This window comes from Glycomyces sambucus, assembly GCF_900102815.1.
GTDB lineage: Bacteria > Actinomycetota > Actinomycetes > Mycobacteriales > Micromonosporaceae > Glycomyces > Glycomyces sambucus.
This window is the reverse complement of sequence record NZ_FNGF01000005.1, coordinates 160883-187716: the sequence shown is the minus strand read 5'-3', so window position 1 is coordinate 187716 and position 26834 is coordinate 160883. Positions and strand designations below refer to the sequence as shown.

The following is a 26834-nucleotide window of genomic DNA, read 5'->3' as shown; positions in this document are numbered from 1 at the left end:
GGGCTTCGTTCCCTTCTCAAGGCTGCGCGGGCGCAGTCGTTCCTGATGCGGACGGGGCGAGGACGTCGGCCACGGGGGCCGTCGCGGGGCTGATCTTCAGGGCCTCGGCGAGGTGGTCGCCCTCGGCGGCGGCCAGCGCCGCGGTGTCGAGGGCGAACAGGTCGCGCAGGGCGCGGGCGTAGTCGGGCGCGCCGGGCTGGCCGGCGAGCTCGCGCACGCGCACGGTGGGCTCGTGGAGCAGGCGCTGCACGACCCGGTGGACGGTGCGGGCGACCTCGGCGCGCTGGTCGTCGGTGAAGTCGCCGCGGCGGGCGACGCGGGAGAGCTCGGCGTCGACGATGTCCGCGGCGGCGGCCCTCAGGGCGGCGACGGTGGGGGTGACGGCGGCGGCGCGCAGGCTCTCGTTGTAGGCGGCGATCTCCTCGTCGAGCAGGCGCTCGACCTCGGCGAGGGTGTCGGCGGCGGCCCCGGCGGCGTCGGCGCGCTGGATCCGGGCGATGTCGACGACGGTGACGCCGGGCAGGAGGGCGACCTCCTCGGCGACGTCCTTGGGGAGCGCGAGGTCGCAGACGACGAGGGGGCGGGTGCGCCCGGCCAGGTGGGCGGCGCGCAGGACCGGCTCGGGGGAGGCGGTCGCGCACACGAGCAGGTCGGCGCCGGCGGCGAGGGAGGCGAGGTCGTCGTAGGGGGCGGCCTGGGCGTCCCAGACGGCGGCGAGGCGCTCGGCCTTGGCTCGGTCGCGGTTGGCGACGGCGAGGGAGGCGACGCCGGCGCGGGCGAGGGTGGCGGTGGCGAGCGAGCCCATGGAGCCGGCGCCGACGACGGCGGCGCGGGTCTCGGTGAGGCCGTTGCGGAACCCGGCGCGGGCGAGCTCGCGCTCGGCGAGGTCGAGGGCGGCGGTGACGATGGAGGGGGCGGCGGCGTCGACGTCGGTCTCGGCGTGGATGCGCTTCCCGACCCGCAGGGCCTGCTGGAACAGCTCGTGGAGGTGGCGCCCGACCTGGTCGGCCTCGCGCGCGGTGTCGTAGGCGTCGCGGAGCTGGCCGAGGATCTGCGGCTCGCCGGCGACCATGGAGTCGAGGCCGGCGGCGACGCGGAAGGCGTGGGCGACGGCGTCGGCGCCGTGGCGCACGTACCCGCAGGAGGCGAAGTCGAGGTCGGCCTCCATCTCGGTGAGGCCCCAGATGCGGTGGAGCTCGTCGACGACGGCGGCGAGCCCGCCGTGGAAGCTGGCGGCGACGGCGTAGACCTCGACCCGATTGCAGGTGGAGAGGACGACGGCCTCGCGGATCTCGCCGCCGCGGAGGAGGGCGCGGGCGAGGTCGGCGGCGGCCTCGGGGCCGACCGCGAGGCGTTCCAGGGTCTCGACCGCTGCGCTGCGGTGCGAGATGCCGACAACCAGGAGGTTCACTTCACCGTTCCCGTCTCTTGTTGATCTGGGTGTGCGAACTGCCGAGCGACTTGTGGTGCTCATGGAACGAGAGGATCTGCAGCTCGACGGCCAGGTCCACCTTGCGGACCGCCACCCCCTGCGGGACGGCGAGCACGCACGGCGCGAAGTTGAGAATGCTTGTGACACCAGCATCTACGAGGAGGTCGGCCACGTGTTGGGCGGCCGCGCCGGGTGTGGCGATCACCCCTATGTTGATGCCTTCGTCACGGACGGCGCGGGCGAGGAGCGCCACGTCGCGCACCGGGAGGCCGTCGAGATCCCTCCCTATGATGCCCGGGTCGGCGTCGAAGAGGCCAACGATGTCGAAGCCCCGCTCGGAGAACCCGGGGTACCTGGCCAGGGCCTGCCCCAGGTGGCCGAGGCCGATGATGGCGACGCGGGAGTCCTTCGTGAGTCCGAGCACACCGGCGATGTGGGTGGCGAGGGCGGCGACGCTGTAGCCGACGCCGCGCATCCCGGACGCGCCGAGCTGGGACAGGTCCTTGCGGAGCATGGCCGAGTTCACGCCCGTGGAGGCGGCCAGGGTCTCGGAGGAGACGGTGTCGACGCCGGACTCGGAGAGGGTGCCGAGGGCGCGGAGGTACTCGGGCAGGCGCCGGACCACGGCGGCCGGCAGGTCGGCGGCGGTGGCCGGCGGGGCGCCGGCGGCCCGCTGGTCAGTGCCTTCACCGGTGGTCGTCAATGCTGGAGCTCCAGGTCCGATCCCGCGCCGTTCACCGGCGCGCCACTCAGCTTAGGACGCGCCGCGGACGGGAGGTCGCACAGGCAGCGCTCACGCCGCGGTCGCTCGGGCGGGGGCGGGTGTCGCGGGGAAGGCGGCGGGGTGAACGGGACTCGGCGGCTCGCGGGCGCCGCGCGGTACACCCCCGTAACACCGGGCGGAGCCCGGCTGTACCGAATGTGCGAACGTCCCGGCGAGCCGCCGTCCGACAGAATTTTGCCCTAAAAGACCGATCTCGGGCGGTATTTCAAGGATTCTCCGGTGTGTCGCCTCAGGAGGGCGGGGACTCGAGGTCCCGGAGCAGGCGCGGGACGTCGACGTCCCAGTAGCCGTGCTCGCGCCCGTCGAGCAGGAGCACCGGGAGCCGGTCCCCGTAGTCGCGCGCCAACGCGGCGTCACCGGCGACGTCGGTCTCGGTCCACGCCTCGCCGGTCGCGGCCCGCACCCGGTCGAGCGCCTCGCGCGCCGCACCGCACAGGTGGCAATCCCTTGTAGTCAGCAGCACCAGCCTGTTCACCCTGCTCCCTCCGTCGAAATGAAAAGCCGGACGGGATCGCACAGCTTGTGCGACACCCTCCGTCATTCCTCGCTCACTATTGAGGCACAACCGGTCCGCGGCCGCGGACCACCGAACGTTTGGGGAGGTAATGGTGGGATTCCGCCCCCGCAACGAAGGGTACGCCGGCGCATCGGGCGCGCGCCGACATCGACCCTTCCACACCCGTCACCGAGTGCGACACGCCGATCGCAAATACGCGTCGCCGACCCCGCGGATTTCTAGACTCAGGCGGGTCAGTCCCTGCGGGACCCGTTACTCGGCCCGACGACCCCTCACACGAGGAGGCCACTAGTGCCCGGTATTGCACCGACCCTGGCTGCCATCAGCCACGACTCGGCAGTGCTCACGACAGACATCGCCCCCCTACTCCGCTCCGGTTCGATCGCCGACGCCCTGACACGGCTCCCCGGTCCGACCTTCGAGCGCCTCAAGCAGGCCGTGTGGACGGTCCTGAGCCTGGACACCGGTACCGCCGAGCAGCACCAGGTGCGGCCCGGACGCGGCACCGGCCCGGGCGCCGCCGGCGGCGCGCCCGGAGGCGCCGCCGAACCGCGCGGCACCGAGAACCACGAGGACCAGGTCGACGGCGACGAGGTCGCCGACCTCGTCGCGCGCGCCCAGGACGGCGACCCGGGCGCCTTCGGCGAGATCTACGACCGCTACAGCGACACGGTCTACCGCTACATCTACTTCCGCGTCAACAACGCGCAGCTCGCCGAGGACCTCGCGTCCGAGACGTTCCTGCGCGCGCTGCGGCGCATCTCCAGCTTCAGCTGGCAGGGCAGGGCGTTCGGCGCGTGGCTGGTGACCATCGCGCGGAACCTCGTGGTCGACCACTTCAAGTCCGGCCGGTACCGGCTGGAGATCGTCAAGCCCGACGTGCTCGGCGCCGACGAGAAGGACTCCGACCCCAGCACCTCCCCCGAGACCGCCGCACTGGAGAAGCTGACGAACGCGACGCTCCTGACGGCGGTCAAGAAGCTGAACCCCGACCAGCAGGAGTGCATCGTGCTGCGCTTCCTCCAGGGCTTCACCGTCGCCGAGACCGCCCGCACCATGGGCAAGAACGAGGGCGCGGTCAAGGCGCTCCAGTACCGGGCCGTGCGCACGCTCGCCCGGCTGCTGCCCGACGGCTTCCGAGGCTGAGAGGCCGACCGATCCCCCACGAACCCGTCCCGGCCGCGTGCGTCGGGAACCCGACAGAACCCGTTCCCGAGGGCTTCGGCCCGCTAACCCGTAACCGACGGCCCGCCTCCTCACGGCGGACCGCAACTGCCAGGTCAGGGCGCTCTACCGGCCCGATACCGCCGCGAAACCCCACCGCGACGAGGACGATGTGGTCCGAAACGCAAGGTTCGCGGCGAACCGTAACCTCAGGGGCTACTCGTGCGTTGTTCTCAGTACAGGAGCAGGATCCATGCAGTGAGAGGGGGTGTGCCCGGTGACATTGAACCCGATGGAGCGCCGACGCGCGGAGGAATTCGCGCGGCTGCTTGACTCAGGAGGTTCCCCCCTCACTAACACGCGCCGCAGCGACGCATCGGGCGCGTCGGCCGAAGCGTACGCCGAACTCGTCGGCGTCACCGAACGGCTCGGCGGGCTGGGCGACCAGCTCATCAACGCGAGCAGGCCCTCGCGGGACTGGCAGGACGCCACCCGCAGGCGCCTCATGGCGGTCGCCGCCGAAGAAGGCATCGGCGTCACCGCCAGGGCCCGCGCCAGCGCGGCCGTGCCCGAGACGACGCGCGCACCCGTCCTCGACGAGATGTTCCCCCGCCGCCCCCGCGGCGGCCGGCGCATCGCCATCATCGCGGCACTGCTCACCGGCACCGTCGCCATCTCCGGGGTCTCCGCGGCCTCCGGCGACGCCCTGCCCGGCGAGACGCTGTACAACGTCAAGCGCTCCACCGAGCGCGCGCAGCTCGCCCTCGCCGGCAACGACCTCGGCCGGGCCCAGCTCTACCTGGAGTTCGCCCGCACGCGGATCCAGGAGGCGGCCCTCGTCGCCGACGACGACCGTGCCGCGGCCGACGCCCTGGAGGACGCCGCCTCGGAGCTGAAGAGCGCCAGCGCGCTCCTCGGCGAACTGGCCGTCGCAGGCGACGACCCCGCCCCGCTCGACTACCTCGACCTGTTCGCCAACGAGCACCGCTGGGTGCTCGACGACCTGGTGAGCGGGCTCGACGGCGAGGCGCAGGACGCCGGCGAGGAACTCGCGTCGGTCCTGGAGGCCGCCGCGCTCCGCTCCGTGGAGCTGCGCGGCTCCCTCGACTGCACCGACCCCGGCGGCGAGGCCGACGAGCTCGGCCCGGTCCCCGGATCGTGCGCGCAGAACGCCGTCGACGCCACCGTGCCCGCCACCGAGGGCGCCAGCGGCGCCACCGCCGAGGAGCAGGGCGCCGAACCCGGCGGCGGCGAGACGACCGGCGGCACCGACCCGGACGCGGCCACCACCGCCGGCCCGGCGGCCGAGGACGAGGGCACGCCCGCGTCCGACCCGACCAGCGGCGGGGCCGGCAGCCCCGCCGTCACCGACGGCGAGACGACCCCCGCGGCCGACGACGACGTCCTCGGCGAACTCACCGGGATCATCTCCGACCTGTTCAATTGATCACCGCCCGCGGCAAGGGCGGCTGAAGCGCACGGCAAGGTGCGGCACGGGACCGGGACACCGCACGGCGTCCCGGTCCCCTTGTGCGCGCAGGTCGGAGCGAAGGCCGCATATCCGGCCACGACCGGGCACGGAGCACGCTCGGGACGATACATGAACAAGCCCACACTGGAAATTCACCGGGCTCGCGTCCTCGCGTTACAGGGCGTCTGCCTTGGGCTTGTAGGCTTTCAAGGTGTCTGAGATCGAGGCTTCCTCCAGCGCCTCCGCCACACCCCGCCCTTCGGCCGCGCGGGGCGGCGGCGTCGCTCGCACGCAATCCAACGCCCACTCCGTCGTCGTGGAGCCCGCGGCTCCCGGCGAAGACGAACTCGCCCACAGTCCCTCCGCGGCGTTCTTCGACGTCGACAACACCCTCATGCACGGCGCCTCCACGTACTACCTCGCCCGCGCGCTGGCCCGGCACGGCGTCCTCTCGGGGCGCGACATCCTCGGCTTCGCGTGGAAGCAGGCCCGGTTCAAGTTCCAGGGCGTCGAGCACCACGGCCACATCTCGTCGATCAAGTCGTCGGCGCTCGAACTGGTCGCCGGGTACCCGGTGGACGAGATGCGCGCCCTGTGCGAGGAGGTCGTCGACCGCGACATCTCCCCGCGCATCCTCGCGCCCGTCCGCAGGCTCGCCGAGCGGCACCTGGAGACGGGCCAGGAGGTGTGGCTGGTGACCGCGAGCCCGGTCGAGCTGGCGGGGGTCCTCGCCACGCGCCTGGGCCTGACCGGCGCGCTCGGGACGATCGCGGAGATCGAGAACGGCTGCTACACCGGCCGGCTGGTCGGGGACCTCATGCACGGCCCCGCGAAGGCCGACGGCATCGCGCAGCTCGCGGCCGAGCGCGGCCTGGACCTGGAGCTGTGCACGGCGTACTCCGATTCGGCGAACGACCTGCCGATGCTGCGGAAGGTCGGCCGCGCGATCGCGGTCAACCCCGATACGCGCCTGGCGCGCCAGGCCCGCCACCACGGGTGGCCGGTCCTGGACTACCGGCGCGGGCGCCGCGCCGCGAAGCTCGCGCTGCCCGCGGCGACCGCCGCGGGCGTGGGCGCGGGCCTGCTGTACCTGTACAAGTCGCGCGAGCGCGACTAGCCGTCCTTGGACACCGCGCAGCGGCTCACCCTCGCCGGGGCGGCGGTGCTCGCCCTCGCGTGGCTCGCGTGGCCCTCGCCCGAGCGTCCCGAGGCCGCGGTGCCCGTGGCGGTACCGACGGTGTGGGCGACGTGGGACGCCGAGCCGGTCGACTGGCCTGGCGTGGTCGGAGGCCGGGCGTGGACGCCGGTGAAGGTCCTCGACGACGGCGCAGCGCTCGGCACGGACGAGTCCGGGAGCCTCCTGTACGTCGAACTCGGTGCGCCTGAAGCGGATCTGACGGTGGTCGCGGAGCCGGGCGGGGTCCCGGGGGTGGTCGCCGCGGCGGCCACGGACGAGCGGATCGCCTGGATCAGTTCGGTCCCCGACGAGCGCGGCCGGGTGGTCTCGGAGTTGTGGACGGCCCCGCGCGGCGCCGACGGGCGGCCCGGGGAGCCGGTGCTGCTGACGGCCGACACCGGGGACGTGATCGCGTCCGGTTCGGCGTACGACCTCCAGTTCGCGGCCGAAGGGCTGCACTGGCTGGCAACGGCCCGCGGCGCGGAGCTGGTGACCGAGCACCGCTCGGTCCCGGTCGGCGGCGGCGAGGTGGCGGTCACCGGGCACCTGGGGGCGTGGCAGGCCGCGGCGTGGCCGTGGCTGGCGAGCGCGGGGTCGGACTCGCTGGGCGGGGCGCGCCTGGTGCGCACCGACACCGGCGCGGGCGTGCGGGTGTTCTCGGGGTCGGAGGAGCTGACGCTGTGCTCGGCGACGTGGTGCCGGCTCGTGGTCAACGCCGACGACGGCGCGAGAGTGGACCTCGTCCGTCCAGACGGGACCGAGCGGGTGACCGTGGCCGAGGGGTTCACCTCCGCGGTGTCCCCCGATGTGGGACTGATCGACCGGTTCGAGCCGCTCGCCGCGCGCGGCGTCGGGACGGGCGACGCGACGGAGCTGACGCTGTTCGACCTCCAAGCGGGAGAGGCGTACCTGGTCGCGTCCGGTGCGGGCGCGACGGGCGCGGACGCACGGCGCCTGTGGTGGTCCACGGGGACGGACGAACTCCTGGTGTGGCACGTGCTCGACCTCACGGACCTGGCGTAATGCGAAGCGTTCGCGCGCCCGGCGCGGGTAACGTCGATGCCGTGACCACACCGCACAGCGCCCCGGGGGCGGGCCCGGCCCGCCCGCAGATCATGGGGGTCCTGAACATCACCCCGGACTCGTTCTCCGACGGCGGGCGCTACCTGGACTTCGGCGACGCGGTCGCGCACGGCGAGCAGATGGGCGCCGAGGGCGCCGACCTCATCGACGTGGGCGGCGAGTCGACCCGGCCGGGCGCCGAGCGGGTGGACGCGGCGACGGAGACGTCCCGCGTGGTGGACGTGATCGCGGCGCTCACCGAACGGGGCCTTGCGGTCTCGATCGACACGACCCGGGCCGCGGTGGCGGCGGCGGCGATCGGGGCGGGCGCGAGCGTCGTCAACGACGTCTCGGGCGGCCTGGCCGACCCGGACATGGCGGGGGTCGTGGCGGACGCGGGCGTGCGGTGGGTGCTCATGCACTGGCGGGGGCACTCCTCGGACATGCAGCGGCTGGCGGCGTACGAGAACGTGGTCGCCGACGTGAAGGCGGAGCTGGAGGACCGGGTCGAGGCGGCGCTGGACGCCGGCGTCGACCGGGACAACCTGATCCTGGACCCGGGCCTGGGGTTCGCGAAGTCGGCGGAGCACAACTGGCGGCTGTCGGCGCACCTGGACGAGTTCGTGGCGCTGGGGTACCCGGTGCTGTTCGGGTCCTCCCGCAAGTCGTACCTGGGGCGGCTGCTGGGCGACGAGAGCGGGAAGCCGCGCCCGGTGGGGCAGCGGGAGGCGGCGACGCTGGCGACGTCGGTGCTGGCGTTCGAGGCGGGCGTGTGGGGCGTGCGGGTGCACGACGTGGCCGGGACGGCCGACGCGCGCGCGGTGTGGGCGGCGACCCGCGCGGGGCGCTAGCTGACGGATCGGCGACAGCACCCGGTCGGGTCCGGGCCCGGAAACCGGTGCTGGACTGCGCGTTCACACCGCTCCCATCGGATCGGTCGGATTTTCGTGCCGTCTCGGAAATTGGAACGGATGTTGCCGATTCGTGCAACACACCCGTAGCATTCGCCTCGTACTTCATCCAGAGCAGCCGAGGGGTCCGGCCCTGCGACGCTGCGGCAACCACCGACGCGCCTTCCACGGCGCCGCGGCAGGTGCCAAATCCGGCCCGCCACGAGCGGGGAAGATGAGGGAGGAGCCTTCTCGCATGTCCAATGCCCTGTTCGCCGACAGCCCTGCCAAGGGACTCGTCTGCCGCAACTGCAACGCCACCTACGACCTGGTCGCCCAGCACGCCTGTTGGCAGTGCTTCGGACCCCTGGAGGTCGACTACGACCTGGACGAGCTCGCGAAGGTGACGCGGGAGCGGATCGAGGCCGGGCCGCAGAACATCTGGCGGTACGCGCCGCTGCTGCCGGTCGGCGTCCACCTCGAGGACCGGGTGAGCCTGAACCCCGGCCTGACCCCGCTCATCGACGCCGTCCACCTCGCGAAGGCCCTCGGCATGCGGAAGCTGTGGGTCAAGGACGACAGCGCGAACCCGACCCACTCGTTCAAGGACCGGGTCGTGTCGACCGCGGTGTCGGCGGCCGTGAAGCTCGGCTTCGAGCGGCTCGCGTGCGCGTCGACGGGGAACCTCGCGAACTCGGTCGCGGCGCACGCCGCCCGCGCGGGCCTGCCGTCGATCGTGTTCATCCCCTCGGACCTGGAGCCGGGCAAGGTGGTGCAGTCGGCGATCTACGGCGGCACGCTGGTCGCGGTCGAGGGCTCGTACGACGACGTGAACCGGCTGTGCTCGGAGCTGACGGAGACCGACGACTTCGAGAAGACCGCGTTCGTCAACGTGAACATCCGCCCGTACTACGCGGAGGGGTCGAAGACCCTCGGGTACGAGGTGGCCGAGCAGCTGGGGTGGCGGCTGCCGGAGCAGGTCGTGGTGCCGATGGCCTCGGGCGAGCTGCTCACCAAGATCCACAAGGCGTTCGAGGAGGCCGCGGAGATCGGCCTGACCGAGCCGGGGAAGGTGCGCGTGTTCGGCGCCCAGTCGGCCGGGTGCAGCCCGATCGCCGACGCGTTCTCCGCGGGCACCGACGTGATCACGCCGGTGAAGCCCACGGGGATCGCCAAGAGCCTGAACATCGGCGACCCGGCGGCCGGGCCGTACGCGATCGAGGCGTGCCGCTCTACGGGCGGCGGGATGGCGAAGGTCTCCGACGACGAGATCCGGGACGGCGTGAAGCTCCTCGCCGCGACCACGGGCGTGTTCGCTGAAACGGCCGGCGGGGTCGTCGTCGCTACGCTCCGTAAGCTCTTGGAGGCGGGGCAGCTCGATCCGGACGCCGAGACGGTCATCTACAACACCGGTGAGGGCCTGAAGACGTTGGACGCCGTGTCGTCCCTGGTGGGGCCGACGCATACGGTGAAACCGTCGCTGAAAGCGGCCAAGGAAGCGGGATTCCTGCAATCCTGAGTGGAGTCGGGAGTTCGGAATCCGTGCTCGTCAAACGCTTTCCGAACTCCTGAAATTATCACTCACAGTGACCGATGTGAAGGGTTGTGTCGGGTACCCGACAAAAAGAAGAGAACTTCGGGTCTTGACCGTATTCACTGAATGAGCAAGAATTCTTCTTGCGGGAGGCCGCAGACGTCCTGTCGCCACTCACCCGGTTGACTGCGAGTCCTGGGGCTAGAACGTGTCGAGCAGCGCCAGCCGGTGTCAGGAACTGCGGTCTCCCGACCATGCCGTCCCCGGTCAGTGTATTACCGGAGGCCCGCTCCCCCAAACCTTCCCAGCGCGACGAGCGCTATCGGCTTGCCCGCGCCCGCGCGCTCTGCCAGGCTCGGGCCATGACGCATTTCGACATCGTCCGGGTGGACCCGGCCGACCACCTGCTCGTCCGGTCCTGGCTCGCCGCACAGGAATCGGTCCAAGAGCACGACTTCCGGGGCCTGAGCCCGTGGCACCCGCTCGGCGCCCTCACCGGCCTGGTCGTCCACGACCCCGACAGCCGCCGCGAGAAGTGGGCGGCCGTCTGCGACGGCGAGGTCCTCGGCTACCTCAACCTGAACCTCTCCGACCGCGACAACACGCACCTCGTCGGCTTCGAGGCCGGCGTCAGGCCCGACTCGCGCCGCCACGGCATCGGCTCGGCCCTGCTCCGCCACGCCGAGGAGCGCGCCGCCGAGGAGGGCCGCACCGCGATCTGCACCTGGCTCGCCGTCCCGCACGAGGACTCCCCCGACGTCCGCGGCGACGGCGGGCCGTTCCTGATCGGCAACGGCTACCAGCGCTCCCTCGAAGCGGCCGTGCGGGTCTGCGAACTCGCGGCGGTCGACGAGGAGGCCCTGGACCGGCTGTGGGACGAGTGCGGGGAGAAGTCCCGCGAGTTCGAGCTCACGACGTTCCACGGCGTCCCCGACGACCGGCTCATCGACGGCATGGCGTACCTCCACCAGCGGATGTACACCGACATGCCGCTGGGCGAGTGGGACCTCCAGGAGGGGCGCATCACCGCCGACACGGTGCGGCAGTGGGAGCGCCAGCGCCTCCTGCGCGGCCAGCTCAACATCCAGACCGCGGTGGTGCACAAGGAGAGCGGCGACGTCGCCGGGTTCACCGAGATCCAGGTCCACGCCGCGGAGGAGCGGCACGCCTGGCAGGGCAACACGATCGTGGACCCGCGCTTCCGCGGGCACAAGCTCGGCACGCTCCTCAAGATCGCGAACCAGCGGCGGCTGGAGCGGATGCGGCCGTTCATGCGGTACGTGTGGACGGGGAACGCGGAGTCGAACACGCAGATGATCGCGATCAACGAGGCGGTCGGCTACCGCCTGGCGGGCCACGAGACGGTGTTCCAGAAGAAGATCGGCTGAGGACGGCCCGGCCGGGCCGTCCCCGTTCATGCTGCCGTGAACCGGGCGGCGTTCACTCGCTACTCGACCAGCCGCTCGTGGATGCGGCGGCGCTCGGCGTGGAGCTCGGCGATGCGTTCCTGTGCAGACAGGTCCCCGTCGCGGGCGGCGGCGCGGAGGCCGTGGATCTCGACCTCCAGGTCGAGGCCGCGGCGGTTGAGTTCGAACAGGCTCCCGGTCGTCGCGGGCTCGGGCGTCTCGCGGATGAGCCTGGCCCCCGCGGCGGTGACGCCGAAGGGGGCCAGGCGCTTCGCGTCGAGGGTGAAGGCGCGGCGGTGGCCGGTGACCTTGTCCATGCGGTCGCTGCCCTCGCTCTGCATGTGGGAGAGGCCGGTGTGGGCGTAGAGCCACCACGGGGTCTCGCCGTCGAGATGGCGCACGTTGTAGTCCCAGGGCACGAGCGACTGGGCGATGGTGCGGTGGTTGCTGCGGTAGACGGTGCCCGCGTTCGGGGCGGGTTCGAGCAGGCTGAGGCCGATCGAGGGGCTGTGGTGGTAGGCGCGGTGGCCCGTCGCCTTCGACGGGACCCAGTTGCAGCCCAGGACGGGCGAGAGGATCACGGACGAGCGGTGCCCGGCGGCGAGGTAGGCCGCGGCCTCCTCGTGGAGCCTCGCGGCCAGGCCGCGGTGGATCGCGTCGTCGTCGTCCAGGCGGGTGGTGAGGACCCAGTTCCGCTTGCGGGCCTTCGCTTCCCGGCGGACCCAGGCGGTCAGGTCGGGGACGAAGTCGCGCTTGAGCTCGGTCTCGGCGAGGCGGAGGTAGGGGCGGCCCTCGGCGAGGGCGTCGAGGCGCTTGCGCGCCTGCGGGGGCATGTCCCGGTCGACGGCGACGACCCAGGTGAAGTCCCGCTCGACCTGGGCGTCGAGCGAGGCGAGCGTCAGGTGCTCCATCATGAGCTGGCGGTAGGCGAACCACTGCTCGTCGAAGACGCCGATCCCGTGGCGGGTCGCGATCACGTGCAGGAAGTCCGTGGACCGGGGGGCGGCGGCGCGCAGGCGGCGCAGGGCGGCGGGGAGTCTCGGGCGCATGGGATCACTTCCTGTGGGCGCGGGCGGGGCTCTGAAAGGACAACGCCCGGACCATGTGGACGGTTGCCTGCTCCTGAGTGAACGGTCCGCCAACACTCCGTGTCAGGCGAGGCGTGCGCGCCACCAGTCCAGGGTCTCGCCGAGCGCGGTCGCGGTGTCGGTCGCCTTGTCCCCGAACGTGTCCGTGAAGTCGTGCGACTCCATGAGGTACGGGCCGTCCCACTGGTGGCGGGTCTCGGCCATGCCTTTCATCGCGGGGGCGAAGGCGCCGACGACGTTGATGAGGACCCACCAGGGGAGGCGCGAGACGCGCACGGGGCCGCGGCCGAGGAGGCGGGCCGCCTCCTGGATCATCTCGCGCTGGGAGCGCGCGGGCGCGGAGGGCACGTGCCAGGGGCGGCCCCAGGCGCGGTCGTCGCCGCCGAGGCGGATGAGGGCGCGGGCGACGTCGGGGATGTAGGTGAAGGTGTGGGGCGCGTCGAGGTCGCCGAAGACGGTGACGCCCTTGCCTTCGATGACGGGGCGCATGACGCGCTCGCCGAGCATGGCGTCGGCGAGGGCGCCGGGGCCGAAGTAGTCGGAGCCGCGGGCCTCGGTGAAGCGGAGGTCGCCGGCGGCGTGGAGGGCCATGGCGTCGTTCCACATCTTGATGCGGATCTGCCCCTTGTGACCCGGGGAGTTGAGCGGGGTGCGCTCGGTCATGGGGGCGGTGACGGGGCCGTAGACGTAGAGGTTCCCGGTGTTCACCAGGCCGGCGCCGTGGGCCTTGGCGGCGGCGAGGATGGCGGCGAACATGGGCGGCCACTCGTCGGCCCACTGGTGGTAGCCGGCGGGGTTGGCGCAGTTGTAGATGACGTCGGCGCCCTTGGTGGCGGCGGTGAGCGCCGCGGCGTCGCGGGCGTCGACCTTGACGTGCTCGATCCCGGCCTGCTCGGGGCCGCCGGACCGGCTGAGCACCCGGACCCGCTCACCGCGCGAGGCGAGGATCGAGGCGACAGTGGAGCCGATCTGGCCTTTGCCGAGGATGACGTGGTCGGTCATGGGGGTTCCCTTCATAAACGAGAGCACCGCTCTCTGTTGAGAACAACGATCGCACACATCCGAGAGAAAAACAAGAGCACCGCTCTCGATTTTGAGCACCATATCTCCACTGGCCCCATCACCAGGAAAAACACCACGCGGCTCACCCGATCAGCAACCACCCACCCCCGGTAAGCCCCACCCGCCGACCCCTCCACCCCGAAGAAACCACCCCACAGGCCACCGTTATCCACACTTGGTCAAAAGTTATCCACAAGTAGGAACTTCGCATTCGCCATTCCACTACCCGTTCTGTTGTAGTGGATAGCAAAAACGTCATCCGCTGTCGGCGGGATGGCGGCGACACAAGGGGATTCGCGAAACGTCGCTCCATACCGAGGCCCGAACAGCGCGGGAAGCCACCCGCGCCCGGGTCCCCGTCGACACACCCGCTCCGCGCGGAGCACCGCGGGCGGCCGACCTGACGAGGCCGACCGCCCGCACCACAACCAAACCGAACCCGAGCAACCCAAAAACCCGAACCCGAACTCGAACTCGCGAACTCGAACTCGCACTCGGCCCCAAGCTCAGGCCCTGGCCCTGGCCCAGAATCGGGCCCATGCTCAACTCGGGGCCAGGCCCAGAATCGGACGGGGGCCCAGGCCCGAACTCCGGCCCAGGCCCGAACTCGGGCCCGTCCCTGGGCCCAGGCCCGCACTCGGGGCCCAGGCCCGAACTCGGGCCCGGGTCCGGCCCCGGGTCCGTATCCGGATCCGGGCCCGGGGACGCCGACGGGCCCTGCGGCTCCCCGCTCTAGCCCTCGCGGGTCTGGGCGTAGTTCTCCAGGTATTCGAGCTGCTCGGGGTCCAGGCTCGGGCGGACGCGTTCCATCGCCTGCTCGACGTGGGAGGCCGTGACGATGCTGGCGTCGAGGGATTCCCGCATGGCCGTCAGGGCGGCCTCGCGGACCAGGGCCGCGCAGTCGGCGGCCGAGTAGAGCCACAGCTCGTCGGCGACCGCGTCGAGGTCGACGTCGTCGGCGAACGGGACGTTCTTCGCGTTGGCCCGCAGGATGTCCGCGCGGCCGTGGGCGTCCGGCGGCGGGACGTAGACGAGGCGTTCGAGGCGTCCCGGGCGCAGCAGCGCGGGGTCGATCATGTCGGGGCGGTTGGTGGCGCCGACGACCACGACGTCGCGCAGGGCCTCGGCCCCGTCGAGTTCGGTGAGCAGGGCCGCCACGACCCGGTCGGCGGTGCCGCCGTCGGTGCCGCCCCCGCGCACGGGGGCCAGCGCGTCGAGTTCGTCGAAGAACATCAGGGTGGGGCTGGCCTGGCGGGCGCGCCGGAAGAGTTCGCGCACGTTCTTCTCCGACTCGCCGACCCATTTGTTCAGCAGCTCGGAACCCTTGACGCTCATGACGTTCGCGTGGCCCTCCCCCGCGACCGCGCGCACGATGTACGTCTTCCCGCACCCGGGGGGCCCGTAGAGGAGGATCCCGCGCGGGGCCTCGATCCCCAGGCGGGTGAACGCGTCCGGGTACGTGAGCGGCCACAGCACGGTCTCTGTGAGCGTCTGCTTCAGGGCCTCCATGCCGCCGACGTCGGCGAGCGTGAGCCCGCCGAGTTCGACCGAGTCCCCGGCGAGGCTGGTGGGGCGCACCGACTCCAGGGCCCCGTCGAAGTCCGTGTTCTGGAGGGCCGTCGCGCCGCCTTCCTTGGCTCGCAGGGCGGCCCGGACGCCGGCCTCGCGGACCATCACGGCGAGGTCGGAGGCGACGTAGCCGGGGGCCCGGTGGGCCACGGATTCCAGTTTCACGTCCTCGGCGACTTTCATCGAGCGGGTGAAGTAGACGAGCAGGTCGCGGCGGGCCTCGGAGTCGGGCATCGGGACGACGACCTCGTGTTCGAGGCGGGAGCGGAGCCCCGCGTCGACGTCCTCGACCTGCGCGGTCGTGCACACCACCGCGTGCTCGCCGGGCTCGGCCAGGATCTCCTCGACGAGGCGGGAGAACATGGTGCCCAACGGGGTGCGGCGCGCGGCCGGGGCCAGGTGCTCGACCCCGCGGACCAGGAGCACCCCGGGGACGGTGAGCGCGGCGACGGCCGAGCGGAGCCGGTCGGCGGCGGCGTTCGCCTCCAGGGCGGCGAGGTCGGAGCCGGAGATCTCGCTGACGCCGGCGCCGACCGCTTCGGCGACGGAGCGGACGATCGTGGCCTTCCCGGCTCCCGAGGGGCCTGAGACGAGCACGCCGAGGGCCATGTCGGTGCCGACGACCTTGAGGACTTCGCGGTGGTTGAAGCCGAGGTCGAGGAGTTCGCGGAGTTCTTCGGCGGGGATCTTCGCGCCCGCGAGTTCGTCGTAGGGGATGGTCGCGACGCCCGGGACCGCTTCGGGCGCACGGGAGTCGGCGAGCGGGGCGCGGCTCTCGGGGCGTGGACGGGAGGCGCTGGCGTTGCCGCCGTAGGAGGCCGGCATGCGGGTGCCGGCGGCGCGTCCGGCGGGGAGCGGGAGGTCGGCGGGGAGGTCGACGCTGCCGCGGATCTCGTGCTGCCATTCGACGCGGGTGTCTGAGGTGATCATGGCGCCGCGGGGCGGGTTGGACTCGACCACGTTGAGCACCATGGTGGTCCAGCCCATGCCGAGGGTGTTGTTGAGGGTCCGGCGGGTGGCGGTGACGGCGTCGCGGGCGGAGCCGAGTTCGATCGGCAGGAGGGAGACGTCGTCGCCTTCGCACACGACCTTCGACAGGAGCGCGAGCCGGAGCGTGTCCGGGTCGATCACGGCGACGGCGGTGGCCGGGCCGGACAGGACCACCCGGTCGGCGGCGGCCAGGTCGACGGGCGCGAGCCGCACCGGGTCGCCGTCGCGGGCGCCGATGTTGCCGAGGGTGAGGTCGTCGGCGTAGAGGGCGCGGCGGGAGGCGTACCGGTCGGCTTCGAGCGCGATCGCGGCGGTCGTGCGCCGCCCCGTGATCCCGACGGCGTCGCCGGGCCGCAGGCCCAGCGCGGTGAGGGCTTCGGGGTGGAGGCGGACGATCCCGCGGCGCGCGTCGAGGGCGGCGCGGGCGCGCGTGGCGGTCAGTGTGAGGGTGCCTGTGTCGGTCACACGGCCCAGCCTATTACGGGCCGGGGCCGATCGGCGACGCTCATGGTCCCGGTCTCATGGGGCGGGGACGGTGCATGGACGAGGGGCTTACGGTGCCGGGTCGGGCCCGGCGGCGCTCCGCCCCCGGCGTCCGTCTTGTGGGGCGGGGTAGTGCTGAGACGGGCCCGGCAGGGCGGACCGGTGTCCTGGACGCGCTCCGGCCCCCGAGGTCGGGGGTGTCGGTGCTCGGTCGCCCCCGTTCACAAGCGTGCCCGCGGGGTGCGACATCGGCGTGCGGCGGCCCCGCGGCGAGCGCGGTGAACCCGCTGTTTCGCGGCGGTGGGCGAGCGCGGCGGCTGCGCGAGCGCGTGCCGTGCCATGTCGCGGACGGATCGGGTGCGGCGCACCGCCCTGCCTCGCCGGCGGGCGTGTGCGGCGGGCCGCCGCGGCGGCCGGACCGTTCGCCTTCTGGGCCCTCCGGCTACTCCTCGGCGGGGGTGAGGTCCATGCGGTAGACGGTCTTGCCGTCCTCCTGGAGGACCGCGGTCGAGGCGCCCTGCTCGGCGAATTCGCGCCAGCGCTCGCCGAGCCATGATTCGGCGTCGCCCTGGCTGCCCAGGTCGCTGTCGGGGGTGTCGAGCGTGTTGCCTTCGGCGTCTTCGAGCTTCCAGGTCCAAGTCATGGGGGCAACAGTACGCGATCGGGCGGTACCCCGCTTTCGCAGAGCGTTTCGGGCGGCCGGGCCCGGGGCCGGGCTTGAGTGGTGGTGCGGTGGAGGGGCGGTCAGTAGTCCCAGCGGTCGCTGGCGGGGGCGGTGACGGGGGTGCGTTCGATCGGGGCGGGGGTGTCGTGGACGCGGCGGGGGCCGAAGGCGGCGCCGAGGGCGAAGAGCGTCCACAAGGGGAGGAGGGCGATCCAGAGCCAGGCGGGGGCGACGGGCATCGGGGAGAGGGTGGCGATGCCGCGGTCGACGGCGTCGAGGACGGCGAGGGCGCCGATGAGGAGGGTGAAGGCGCCGAGGAAGCGGACGCCGGAGCCGTACCAGGAGCGTCCGGCGAGGAGCCAGCCGAAGCCCCAGAGGGCGACGGCGAGGGCTTCGTAGTCGGCGCGGCCGGACCAGACGGCGAGGACGAAGAGGAGGGCGCCGCATCCGGTGGCGATGGCGGAGAAGGTCATCGCTCCGGCGCGGGGCGGGTTGGGGGAGCGTGCGGCGCCGAGCCAGCCGGCGCCGGCGAGGAAGAGGAGGACGGCGGCGAAGGCGACGGCGGCCTGGAATTCGAGGCGGTCGGTGAAGCGGGCGCCGAGCCAGTCGCAGGTGCGGGAGAGGTCGTCGGTGCTCTGGAGGCCGCATTCGGCGGCTTTGAGGGTGCGGAGGGGGTCGCCGATGACGCGGGCGGTGTCGGTGCCGCAGGGCGGGAGGACGGCGGGGGTGGTGCGGTGGGTGCGGGGTTCGTCGAAGCAGTTGCCGACGCCGGTGCCGTCCCACCAGAGGTCGAGGCGGTTGCGGTGGCGGGCGCCGTCTTCGCGTTCGCCGTAGGTGTTGTCGCTGAAGGTGTTGCGGTCGCCGCCGAGGCCGGTCTCCTGGCCGGGGGTGCCCCAGGCGGCGACGGCGGCGGTCTGCTGGTTCCAGATGCGGTTGCCGGTGACGGTGGTGCCGGTGCCGTCGGCGACGAGGATGCCGACGCCGCTGGGGTAGGTGCGGTCGGGGCAGAGGGCGGGGTCGGTCCAGTCGCGTTCGGCGGGGTCGCAGGCGCTGGTGCCGAGGCGGTGGTAGTCGTCGGTGTTGTTGCCGTAGACGACGTTGTCGTCGGCGGTGACTTCGGCGGTGGGGCCGGTGTCGGTGATGACGAGGCCGGTGGTGTTGTCGTGCAGGCGGTTCGCGGTGGCGGTGGCGGTGGTGGCGGTGCCGCGGATCTCGATGCCGGCGCCGTTGCCGGTGGCTTCGCAGCCGGTGACGGCGACGCCGGAGTTCTCGATGAGGATGCCGGCGGTGTCGGCGGTGTCGGCGCGGCAGTCGGTGAGGGCGACGCCGGTGGAGTCGGCGATGTGGAGGCCGGCGCCGTCGCTCTGGAAGGCGCCGACTTCGACGAGGGCGGCGCTTTCGACGGCGGTGAGGCGGAGGGCGGCGCCGCGGGCCTGGCCGAAGGCGATGCCTTGGAGGTAGAGGCCGGAGGCGGCGTGGGCGGTGAGGACGGTGTCGGCGCTGAAGCGGGCGGCGATCTGGACGTCGTCGGGGGTGTCGCCGAGTCCTTCGATCTGGAGGTCGGTGGTCTCGACGACGATGGCGGTGTCGGTGGTGTAGTGGCCGGGGAGGACTTGGATGCGGGTGCCGGGCTGTGCGGCGGCGATGGCGGCGGCGAGGTCGCGGTGGCCGTCGGCGAGGCAGTCCTCTTGGAGGCGTTCGTTGCCGATGCGCTCGTTGTAGTTGACGCCGGCGTTGCGTTCGGTGAAGTCCTCGTGGTCGGCGGTGCAGACGAGGAGGAGGTCGCCGTCGTCGCGGAACGCGGGGGGTGCGGCGGTGGCGGGGAGGGCGGGGAAGGGGTCGGGTTCGGCGATGCGGCTCTCGGTGGCGGTGCCGCCGACGTAGCAGGTGAAGACGAGGACGGCGAGGACGCCGGTCATGAGGGCGAGTGCGGCGAGGCGGCGGTCGGCGCCGGGGGCGGTGAGGCGTGTGGGGGGCACGTGGACAGGTTAGCTGTTGCCGCACACGGTGTGAAGGGGCCCGAATCGGCTGGTGCGCAAACATTTCGGGCGTTGTTCGCGTGGGGGCGCCGTCGCGGCATACCGCCCGTGGTTGGGGCGGTATGCCGCTTGCGCAGCGGCTGCGCCGTCTGCACTGGCAGCCAGTACAGAGAAAGGGAGAACCACTCACTTTACAGTGAGCGGTCCTCCCTCGCGGTACTCAGTCGGCCCGAGTAAGCAACCCTGAAGGGCTGCTTTACATCATGCCGCCCATGTCGCCCATGCCGCCGCCGGCGGCGCCGGCGCTCTCCTTCTCCGGGGCGTCGGCGACGACGGCCTCGGTGGTGAGGAACAGGGCGGCGATCGACGCGGCGTTCTGCAGCGCCGAGCGGGTGACCTTGGTCGGGTCGGGGATGCCGGCGGCCAGCATGTCGCCGTACTCGCCGGTCGCGGCGTTGAGGCCGTGGCCGGTGGGCAGGTCGCGGACCTTCTCCACCACGACGCCGCCTTCGAGGCCGGCGTTCTCGGCGATGGCGCGGAGCGGCGCGCCGAGCGAGCGGCGGACGATCTCGACACCGGTGGCCTCGTCGCCGTCGGCCTCGATCTTGTCGAAGGCGATCGCGCCGGCCTGGGCCAGCGCGGTCCCGCCGCCGGCGAGGATGCCCTCTTCGACCGCGGCCTTGGCGTTGCGCACGGCGTCTTCGACGCGGTGCTTGCGCTCCTTGAGCTCGACCTCGGTGGCCGCGCCGACCTTGATGACGGCGACGCCGCCGGCCAGGCGGGCGAGGCGCTCCTGGAGCTTCTCGCGGTCGTAGTCGGAGTCGGAGTTCTCGATCTCGGCGCGGATCTGGTTGATCCGGCCCTGGATCGCGTCCTCGTCGCCGCCGCCGTCGACGATGATGGTGTCGTCCTTGGTGATGACGACCTTGCGGGCCTGGCCCAGGAGGGACAGGTCGGCGTTCTCGAGCTTGAGGCCGACTTCCTCGGAGATGACCTGGCCGCCGGTGAGGATGGCGATGTCGCCGAGCATGGCCTTGCGGCGGTCGCCGAAGCCGGGGGCCTTGACGGCGGCCGACTTGAAGATGCCGCGGATGCGGTTCACCACGAGGGTGGGGAGGGCCTCGCCGTCGACGTCCTCGGCGATGATGAGGAGCGGCTTGGAGGTCTGGGTGACCTTCTCGAGGGTCGGGAGGAGGTCCTTGATCGCGGAGATCTTCTGGTTCGCGATGAGGATGTAGGGCTCTTCGAGGACGGCTTCCATGCGGTCCTGGTCGGTCACGAAGTAACCGGACAGGTAGCCCTTGTCGAAGCGCATGCCCTCGGTGAGTTCGAGGTCGAGGCCGAAGGTGTTGGACTCCTCGACGGTGATGACGCCTTCCTTGCCGACCTTCTCCATCGCCTCGGCGATGATGGCGCCGACGGTGGCGTCGCCCGCGGAGATGGACGCGGTGTTGGCGATCTGCTCCTCGGTCTCGACCTCGGTGGAGGTGGCCTGGAGGTGCTCGACGACGGCCGCGACGGCCTTCTCGATGCCCTTCTTGATGGCGATCGGGTTGGCGCCCGCGGCGACGGCGCGGAGCCCTTCCTTGACGAGGGCCTGCGCGAGGACGGTGGCGGTGGTGGTGCCGTCGCCGGCGACGTCGTCGGTCTTCTTGGCGACCTCCTTGACCAGTTCGGCGCCGATGCGCTCGTACGGGTCCTCGAGTTCGATCTCCTTGGCGACGGACACGCCGTCGTTGGTGATCGTGGGGGCGCCCCACTTCTTGTCCAGCACGACGTTGCGGCCCTTCGGGCCGAGGGTCACCTTGACGGCCTCCGCGAGGGTGTTCATGCCCCGCTCGAGCCCGCGGCGAGCCTCCTCGTCGAATGCGATCATCTTCGCCATGGCGGATGGCTTCCTTTCGGATGGTGTTCGTGGTCGACGGTGAGGCGGCGTACCCGCGACGGTGGGCCCGCACCGTCCGGCGCGCACCCGACCACCTCATCGCGTGTTTAGCACTCCCCAGCGGCGAGTGCCAGGTCCAGGTATAGCACTCTCGCCTTGAGAGTGCCAATCCGGGGCGCGGAATCAGTGGTGGGGGGCGCGGACGCCGGGGCGGGGCCCCGGCGTCCGGTGCGTGTGGCGGTGGTGCGCGTCCCGTTCAGGGGGTGGGCGAGGGGGATCCGGGGTGGCCGGGTTCACCGGGGCCGGTGTAGCCGCCGGGGGCGGCGGCGCCGGAGGCTTCGGCGGAGAGGGACGTGGCGGAGACCGATTCGGCGCGGCCGCGCAGCCACGCGTAGGTGCAGAGCGCGGCGGAGGCGATCCAGATCATGGGGGCCAGGAGCAGGAGCGCCATGACCGCTTCGGTGACGACGGTGAGGACGGCGGCGAGCCAGCCGGCGAAGACCGCGTGCCAGAGGCCGGCGAGGAGGAGGCCGACGAGGGCGATGATGACGTTCGCGGCGATGGCGACGAGGACGACGATGCACAGGCGTCCGAGGGCGGGCCAGAACGCGGAGTGGGTGAGCTGGATCGAGCGCGCGTAGGGGCTGCGGTGGGCTTCGAAGACGGCGGCGGGGGCCATGAGGCTGAGGGCGAAGATCGCCCACAGGCCGGGCAGGACGCACAGGACGAGGCCGGCGGCGACGGTGACCCAGGCGAGGAGCAGCCACAGGAAGAACCTGCCGCCGCGCTTGAAGCCGAAGCGGAACGCCTCGCCGAGGCTGAGGAAGCCGCCGGCGGCCTCGGCGGCGGCGGTGCGGACGGCGGCGAGGACGGCCGCGCCGGAGACGTACAGGACCGCGAGGGTGAGGACGAGCCCGATGAGCCCGGCGAGGGCGCCGGGGGTGTACTCGCGGACGAAGGTCCCCCAGTCGGTGACGACGATGTCCTGCTCGGGGGCGCGCACGTTGTTGTTGTAGGCGCCGAGGACCCAGCGGGGCAGGACGACCCCGATGAGGAGGATGAGGCCGACGGTGCGCCAGGAGCGCTGGACGGTGTCGAAGGAGGCGTGCCACCAGCCTTCGAAGGTGTCGGTGACGAGGGGGTCGCCGCCGGAGAAGCGGCCGGAGGGCTCCTCGGTCTGCCCGGAGTTCCAGTAAGGATCGTCGCTCATAGGCCGGATCGTAGACCAGGTAACGGTGCATATCAGACAAACGGCCGCAGCGCATTCGTGCGTGGAGGCCGGGTTGTCCGATTCGCCCGCCCGGGGTCGCGCGAGCGGTTAGCGTCGGCAGGTGTCGGCGCGCGCCGCGCCGGGTACAGGCGAGCACGCCGCCGATCGACACGGGAGGGCCGGAGATGTCCCATCGCGAATACCCCGCAGCCGGCCGGGAGAAGACGTTCTTCGGGCATCCGCGCGGGCTCGCCGTCCTGTTCGGCACCGAGATGTGGGAGCGGTTCAGCTTCTACGGCCTCCAGGGCATCCTGCTCACGTTCCTCACCGCGAGCGTCCTCCAGAACGGGCTCGGGCTCAGCGACACGGTCGCGGTGCCGATCGCCTCGCTGTACTCGGGCGCGGTGTACCTGACGTCGCTGCCGGGCGGGTGGCTCGCCGACCGGGTGCTCGGCGCCCGCCGCGCGGTCCTCATCGGCGGCGTGATCATCATGTGCGGCCACATCTCCATGGCGATCCCCGTGGAGGGACCGGGCCTGGTGTTCTTCGGCCTGTTCCTCGTGGTCCTCGGCTCGGGCCTGCTGAAACCGAACATCTCGGTGATGGTCGGGCGCCTCTACGACGGCGACTCGGACGCGCGCCGCGACTCCGGGTTCTCCGTGTTCTACATGGGCATCAACCTCGGCGGGTTCCTCGGCATCCTCGTCACGCCCTACCTCGCCGGGGACGACCGCTGGCACCTGGGCTTCGGCGCCGCCGCGGTCGGCATGGCGCTGGGCCTGCTGTGGTACGTGCGCGGCTGGTCGCGCCTGACGAACACCGGCATCGGCCCCTCCCGGCCCCTCGAAGGCGCCGAGCGCGGCAAGGTCGTGCGGGTCGTCGTCATCGCGCTCGTCGCCACCGCGGTGGCGGTCGCGATCTGGGCCGCCACGGGCACCCTGACGCTCTCGACCGTGCCCACGGTCGTCACGGTCCTGTCGATCGTCGCCGCCGTCTGGTACTTCGTGTACATCTTCGGGCAGGCCAAGGACGTCACGCCCGCCGAGAAGTCGGGCCTGCGCGCCTACGTGGGCCTGTTCATCGCCTCGGTCGTGTTCTGGATGCTGTACCTCCAGATGGGGTCGATCCTCACCGCGTTCGCGTCGAACTCCGTCGACCTCGACTCGTGGGGCTTCCACCTGCCCGCGGGCGGCGTCCAGAACTTCAACTCGATCTTCATCCTGATCTTCTCCCCGATCTTCGGCGCGATCTGGCTCAAGACCGGCACCGGCTTCGGGACGGCCTACAAGTTCGCGCTCGGCGTGGGCCTGACCGGCCTGTCGTGGGTATTCCTCGGCTGGCTCCAGGGCCGCGCCGACGGCGGCGTCCTCGTCGCCCTCGGCTGGATGGTCGTCGTGTACCTGCTGCTGACGTGGGGCGAACTGTGCGTCTCGCCCGTGGGCCTGTCGGTGACGACGCAGCTCGCGCCCTCCACCTTGAAGGGCCAGCTGATGGGCGTGTGGTTCCTCGGCCCGGCCGTCGGCACGCCCCTGGGCGGGCAGGCGTACGCGTTCCTGGTGCCGCGCGTCGGCGAGCAGGCGTTCTTCTACATCCTCGCGGGCCTGGCGATCCTCACCGCCGTCGTGCTCGCGCTGTTCAGCCCGGCCCTGCACCGGCTCATGGGCCAGGGCGGGCACGGCCCCGACGCGGTCATGGAGACCCCGCCGGAGCCCCGGCCGCGCTAGGGCCGCAGACGGTGCCGGGACAGCGGACAGTACCAGGGCCGCGAGCGGTCAGCGCCCGGCGAGCCAGCTCCCGGCCTGGGACATGAGGCGCCGCACCGGGTTCTGGCGGGGCAGGATCTGCTCCGGCGGCGCCGGGTGCGACGCGGCGAACCCCGGTTCGATGAGCCGCGGCTCCAACGGGTCCACCGGGACGATCCACGAATCGGTCTCGGCCCCTTCGGGGTTCGCGGCCCACCGGCGCCCGGCCCGGTCGAGGCCGATCGGGTAGACCGTGGCGCCGTTCCGGTCGATGCGGATGCGCAGGAAGCACTTCTGGTCGATCACCGACATGCCCGCGAACAGCTCGTTCGCGTTGACGCCCAACCGGTTCGCGACCACCAGGTACAGGCCCACGAGCCACGTCCCGGCGAGGCCGACGATCGGCAGGTACAGCAGGTAGGTGATCCAGGCGACGTCGTCGGCCTGCTTGATGAGGAGCGAACCGCCCCACGCGAGCGCGGCCTGCGCGATCCCGTGGATCGCGCCGAGGATGTAGTGCCTGGTGGCGCGGCGGCCCTCGCCCGGGTGCGCGAAGGCGATCCCCGCGGCGATGAGGACCGCGGTCGCGGCCACGAACGTGCCCGTGCCCTCCAGGATGGACACCGTCGCGACCAGGCCCACCACGGCCATGAGCGCCACGAAGCCCTTGTTCAGCCACGGCAGCCGCGCGAAGATCCCGAACGCGTACGACAGCGACTTCGCCTTCGACGGGTACGTCTGCGCGAGCCGGTACTCCCGTTCGGGCGCATCGGGTTCGGGCACCGAGCGGCGCGGCGCCGTGATCTCGTCGGGCAGCGTGTGGGTCGGCGAGAGGTACGCCCCGCCGCCGCCCGCGCCCACCAGGTGCCGCACACCGTCCACTTCGGCGTAGTGCGAGTAGTGGTGGCGGTCCCCGGTGAGGATGAGCGGCACGCTCGCGCCCCGCGCGGCGATCACGTCGCGGATGAAGTGGTCGATCCGGTCGAACGAGCGCGGGTCCTCCGACGTCCACAGCCACGACGGCTGCGCCACGCACAGGATCACCTGGTCGCCCGGCGCGAGCTGCTCGGCGGCGCGGCGGAAGTAGTCGGACTGGTTCTGGTCCAGGTGCGTGTCGAACTGCGCGTCGAGCGCGAACAGCCACCACCGGTGCGGCAGGTTCAGCGCGAAGTACGAGCGCTTCTGGAACGTCCGGTAGCCGCCGATCGTGCGGCCCTCGGTGAACTGCCGCGAGAACGCCGTCAGCCCGTCGAACCAGTCGTGGTTGCCCGGGATCGCATACAGCGCCACCGGGCTCGCCGGGTTCGCGGCCTCGTACGGGCCCTTCATGCGCTGCTCGTACTCCAGCCAGTCCCCCGCCGGGTACACCTCGTCGCCGCCCATGACGAGCATCGAGCCGCGCGGCAGGCGCTCGCCGCCGACCACCAGCTCCTCCTGCGCCATCAGGTACGCGATCGAGTAGGTCGCGTTGAAGCCGTCGCCGATGTCGGCCACGTAGTCGAACCACAGCTCCTCGGCGCCGGAGTGGTCGTAGACCGGCTGCTGCCGGCCGCCGATGATCTCCCGCTTGTCGACGTAGCCGCCGAACACGCGGGCCAGGCCGAACCGCATGCTCGTGTCGATGAGCGTGCGCGGCGACAGCCAGCGCACGGGCGACTGCGGGACGAAGCGGAGCTGCTCGGGCGTGAGGTCCTTGGGGCGGCGGGACATGATGCCCATGATGGCACGGTTTGGGAGCCAACGGAACCCGTGGCGCGCCTGGGGGCGGTGAACGGTGCGGGACAGTTCGGGAGCCAGAGTTCGAGCGGCCGGGCTCGGGCGGCGGGGTCCAAGCGTCCGGGCTCAGGTAGCTCGGACGGCCTTTGCGGCGCGCCTGCAGCCGACTCGCCGGATGCGCAGCCACACCGCGAGAACGATCGCGGCCAGGAGGACGGGCGCGGCGGCCGGGCCCCACCACTCCCAGTTCGCGGCGGCGACGGCCGCGTGCGGCTCCGGTTCGGGGGCGTCCGCGCACGGGCCGGGGTCGCCGGTGGCGTCGACGTGGAAGCAGTCGGCCCCGGTGAAGCCCTGGGGCGCACCGGCACCCACGTTCGCGATGATCCCGTAGGCGAGGACCGCCAGGAGCAGTCCGGCGAGGACGAGGACGCGCACGGGCCTCAGTCCCGCACGCTCAGGGACGGCAGCCGGAACCAGCCGGAGGCGCCGAGCGCGAGCAGGAGCGTCACGGCGAACGCCAGCGCGGCGAGCACCAGCGGCGGCAGGGCGTATCCGATGAGGGCCGTGACGGCGAGCGCAACGATCGCGGCGACCCGGGAGAACGGGGTGCGGCCGGTGGCGGAGCGGCGGCGAACGAGGTCCCCGGCGAGGGCGAGCGCTGGCCCGCCCGCGACGGTGCCGATCACCGCGGGTCCGGCGGTCCCGAGCGGGTCGAGGAGGACCAGGACGCCGCCGATCGCGGCGAGCGCGGCACCGGCGACGGTGAGGGCGCGGCCGGTGCGGTCGCCGGTGGTGCCGACCGTGCCGCCGGGTGCAGTGCTGTCGGATGTGGTGCCGTCGAGTGCGGTGCCGTCCCGTGCTGTGTCGGCTTGGGCCGCACGGAGGTAGAGGCGCCACAGGACGGCGACGGTGGCGATCCCGAGCGCCGCGGCGGCGACGCCGGGCAGCCCGAAGCCGTCTCCGGTGCCGGTCGCCGCGTCCATCGGCCGATGCTATCGCGGGGAGGCCG

Annotated in this window: 21 protein-coding genes and 1 riboswitch; of the genes, 8 read left to right on the top strand and 13 right to left on the bottom strand. The window is 72.3% G+C overall.

Features of this window, described 5'->3' with window-relative positions; genetic code table 11:
• Positions 1-16: 16 nt before the first annotated feature.
• The 3 genes from BLS99_RS16170 to BLS99_RS16160 all read right to left on the bottom strand — a co-directional run bounded on the left by BLS99_RS16170 (position 17) and on the right by BLS99_RS16160 (position 2691).
• Positions 17-1411 carry a glutamyl-tRNA reductase gene (locus BLS99_RS16170; protein ID WP_091051997.1) on the bottom strand — a complete coding sequence of 465 codons (1395 nt, stop codon included), beginning with the start codon at positions 1409-1411 and terminating at the stop codon, positions 17-19.
• Between the two features lies 1 nt (position 1412).
• Positions 1413-2135 (bottom strand): redox-sensing transcriptional repressor Rex, encoded by a 723-nt coding sequence (locus BLS99_RS16165; protein WP_091051995.1) that lies wholly within the window; start codon positions 2133-2135, stop codon positions 1413-1415.
• A gap of 310 nt (positions 2136-2445) precedes the next feature.
• Positions 2446-2691 (bottom strand): glutaredoxin family protein, encoded by a 246-nt coding sequence (locus tag BLS99_RS16160; RefSeq protein WP_218126539.1) that lies wholly within the window; start codon positions 2689-2691, stop codon positions 2446-2448.
• A 381-nt stretch (positions 2692-3072) separates the two neighbouring features.
• Here BLS99_RS16160 and BLS99_RS16155 point away from each other — a divergent pair, with 381 nt between their 5' ends.
• The 7 genes from BLS99_RS16155 (at position 3073) to BLS99_RS16125 (ending at position 11419) form a co-directional block, all read left to right on the top strand.
• Positions 3073-3879, top strand: coding sequence for an ECF subfamily RNA polymerase sigma factor, BldN family (locus BLS99_RS16155; protein ID WP_245712272.1), 807 nt, complete (start codon positions 3073-3075; stop codon positions 3877-3879).
• Between the two features lie 310 nt (positions 3880-4189).
• Entirely contained in the window at positions 4190-5344 is a 1155-nt protein-coding gene (locus tag BLS99_RS16150; RefSeq protein WP_091051987.1) for a DUF5667 domain-containing protein, read from the top strand.
• Between the two features lie 235 nt (positions 5345-5579).
• Positions 5580-6485 (top strand): HAD family hydrolase, encoded by a 906-nt coding sequence (locus BLS99_RS16145; RefSeq protein WP_218126538.1) that lies wholly within the window; start codon positions 5580-5582, stop codon positions 6483-6485.
• A gap of 6 nt (positions 6486-6491) precedes the next feature.
• Entirely contained in the window at positions 6492-7568 is a 1077-nt protein-coding gene (locus BLS99_RS16140) for a hypothetical protein (protein WP_091051985.1), read from the top strand.
• A 92-nt stretch (positions 7569-7660) separates the two neighbouring features.
• A complete protein-coding gene (gene folP, locus BLS99_RS16135; protein WP_091052703.1) occupies positions 7661-8458 on the top strand; it encodes a dihydropteroate synthase in 798 nt (265 codons plus the stop codon).
• 162 nt (positions 8459-8620) lie between these two features.
• Positions 8621-8739, top strand: a riboswitch (SAM riboswitch).
• 14 nt (positions 8740-8753) lie between these two features.
• On the top strand, positions 8754-10016 hold the full coding sequence (thrC, locus tag BLS99_RS16130) for a threonine synthase (protein ID WP_091051982.1): 1263 nt from the start codon (positions 8754-8756) through the stop codon (positions 10014-10016).
• 269 nt (positions 10017-10285) lie between these two features.
• Positions 10286-11419 carry a GNAT family N-acetyltransferase gene (locus BLS99_RS16125; protein WP_091051979.1) on the top strand — a complete coding sequence of 378 codons (1134 nt, stop codon included), beginning with the start codon at positions 10286-10288 and terminating at the stop codon, positions 11417-11419.
• A gap of 59 nt (positions 11420-11478) precedes the next feature.
• Here the strand turns inward: BLS99_RS16125 and BLS99_RS16120 are convergent, their stop codons facing one another.
• The 7 genes from BLS99_RS16120 to BLS99_RS16085 all read right to left on the bottom strand — a co-directional run bounded on the left by BLS99_RS16120 (position 11479) and on the right by BLS99_RS16085 (position 22367).
• Entirely contained in the window at positions 11479-12486 is a 1008-nt protein-coding gene (locus BLS99_RS16120) for a glycosyltransferase (protein ID WP_091051976.1), read from the bottom strand.
• A 102-nt stretch (positions 12487-12588) separates the two neighbouring features.
• Positions 12589-13527 carry an NAD-dependent epimerase/dehydratase family protein gene (locus BLS99_RS16115; protein WP_176953388.1) on the bottom strand — a complete coding sequence of 313 codons (939 nt, stop codon included), beginning with the start codon at positions 13525-13527 and terminating at the stop codon, positions 12589-12591.
• Positions 13528-14319: 792 nt separating this feature from the next.
• Positions 14320-16611: an AAA family ATPase gene (locus tag BLS99_RS16105; protein ID WP_091051968.1), complete on the bottom strand. Its 2292-nt coding sequence runs from the start codon at positions 16609-16611 to the stop codon at positions 14320-14322.
• 460 nt (positions 16612-17071) lie between these two features.
• Positions 17072-17272, bottom strand: coding sequence for a hypothetical protein (locus BLS99_RS16100; protein WP_091051965.1), 201 nt, complete (start codon positions 17270-17272; stop codon positions 17072-17074).
• Between the two features lie 101 nt (positions 17273-17373).
• Entirely contained in the window at positions 17374-19272 is a 1899-nt protein-coding gene (locus BLS99_RS16095) for a right-handed parallel beta-helix repeat-containing protein (protein WP_091051962.1), read from the bottom strand.
• A gap of 256 nt (positions 19273-19528) precedes the next feature.
• The gene (gene groL / locus BLS99_RS16090) at positions 19529-21157 is read right to left on the bottom strand and encodes a chaperonin GroEL (RefSeq protein WP_091051960.1); all 1629 of its coding nucleotides are present in this window, start codon (positions 21155-21157) and stop codon (positions 19529-19531) included.
• A gap of 256 nt (positions 21158-21413) precedes the next feature.
• A complete protein-coding gene (locus tag BLS99_RS16085; RefSeq protein WP_091051958.1) occupies positions 21414-22367 on the bottom strand; it encodes a hypothetical protein in 954 nt (317 codons plus the stop codon).
• 185 nt (positions 22368-22552) lie between these two features.
• On the opposite strand from BLS99_RS16085, the gene BLS99_RS16080 reads away from it, so the two are divergent.
• On the top strand, positions 22553-24091 hold the full coding sequence (locus BLS99_RS16080; protein ID WP_091051956.1) for a peptide MFS transporter: 1539 nt from the start codon (positions 22553-22555) through the stop codon (positions 24089-24091).
• A gap of 48 nt (positions 24092-24139) precedes the next feature.
• Here BLS99_RS16080 and BLS99_RS16075 read toward each other — a convergent pair whose 3' ends face one another.
• The 3 genes from BLS99_RS16075 to BLS99_RS16065 form a co-directional block, all read right to left on the bottom strand.
• Positions 24140-25828 (bottom strand): metallophosphoesterase, encoded by a 1689-nt coding sequence (locus BLS99_RS16075; RefSeq protein WP_091051953.1) that lies wholly within the window; start codon positions 25826-25828, stop codon positions 24140-24142.
• A gap of 123 nt (positions 25829-25951) precedes the next feature.
• On the bottom strand, positions 25952-26260 hold the full coding sequence (locus tag BLS99_RS16070) for a hypothetical protein (RefSeq protein WP_091051951.1): 309 nt from the start codon (positions 26258-26260) through the stop codon (positions 25952-25954).
• 5 nt (positions 26261-26265) lie between these two features.
• The gene (locus BLS99_RS16065) at positions 26266-26808 is read right to left on the bottom strand and encodes a low temperature requirement protein A (RefSeq protein WP_091051949.1); all 543 of its coding nucleotides are present in this window, start codon (positions 26806-26808) and stop codon (positions 26266-26268) included.
• Positions 26809-26834 lie beyond the last annotated feature (26 nt).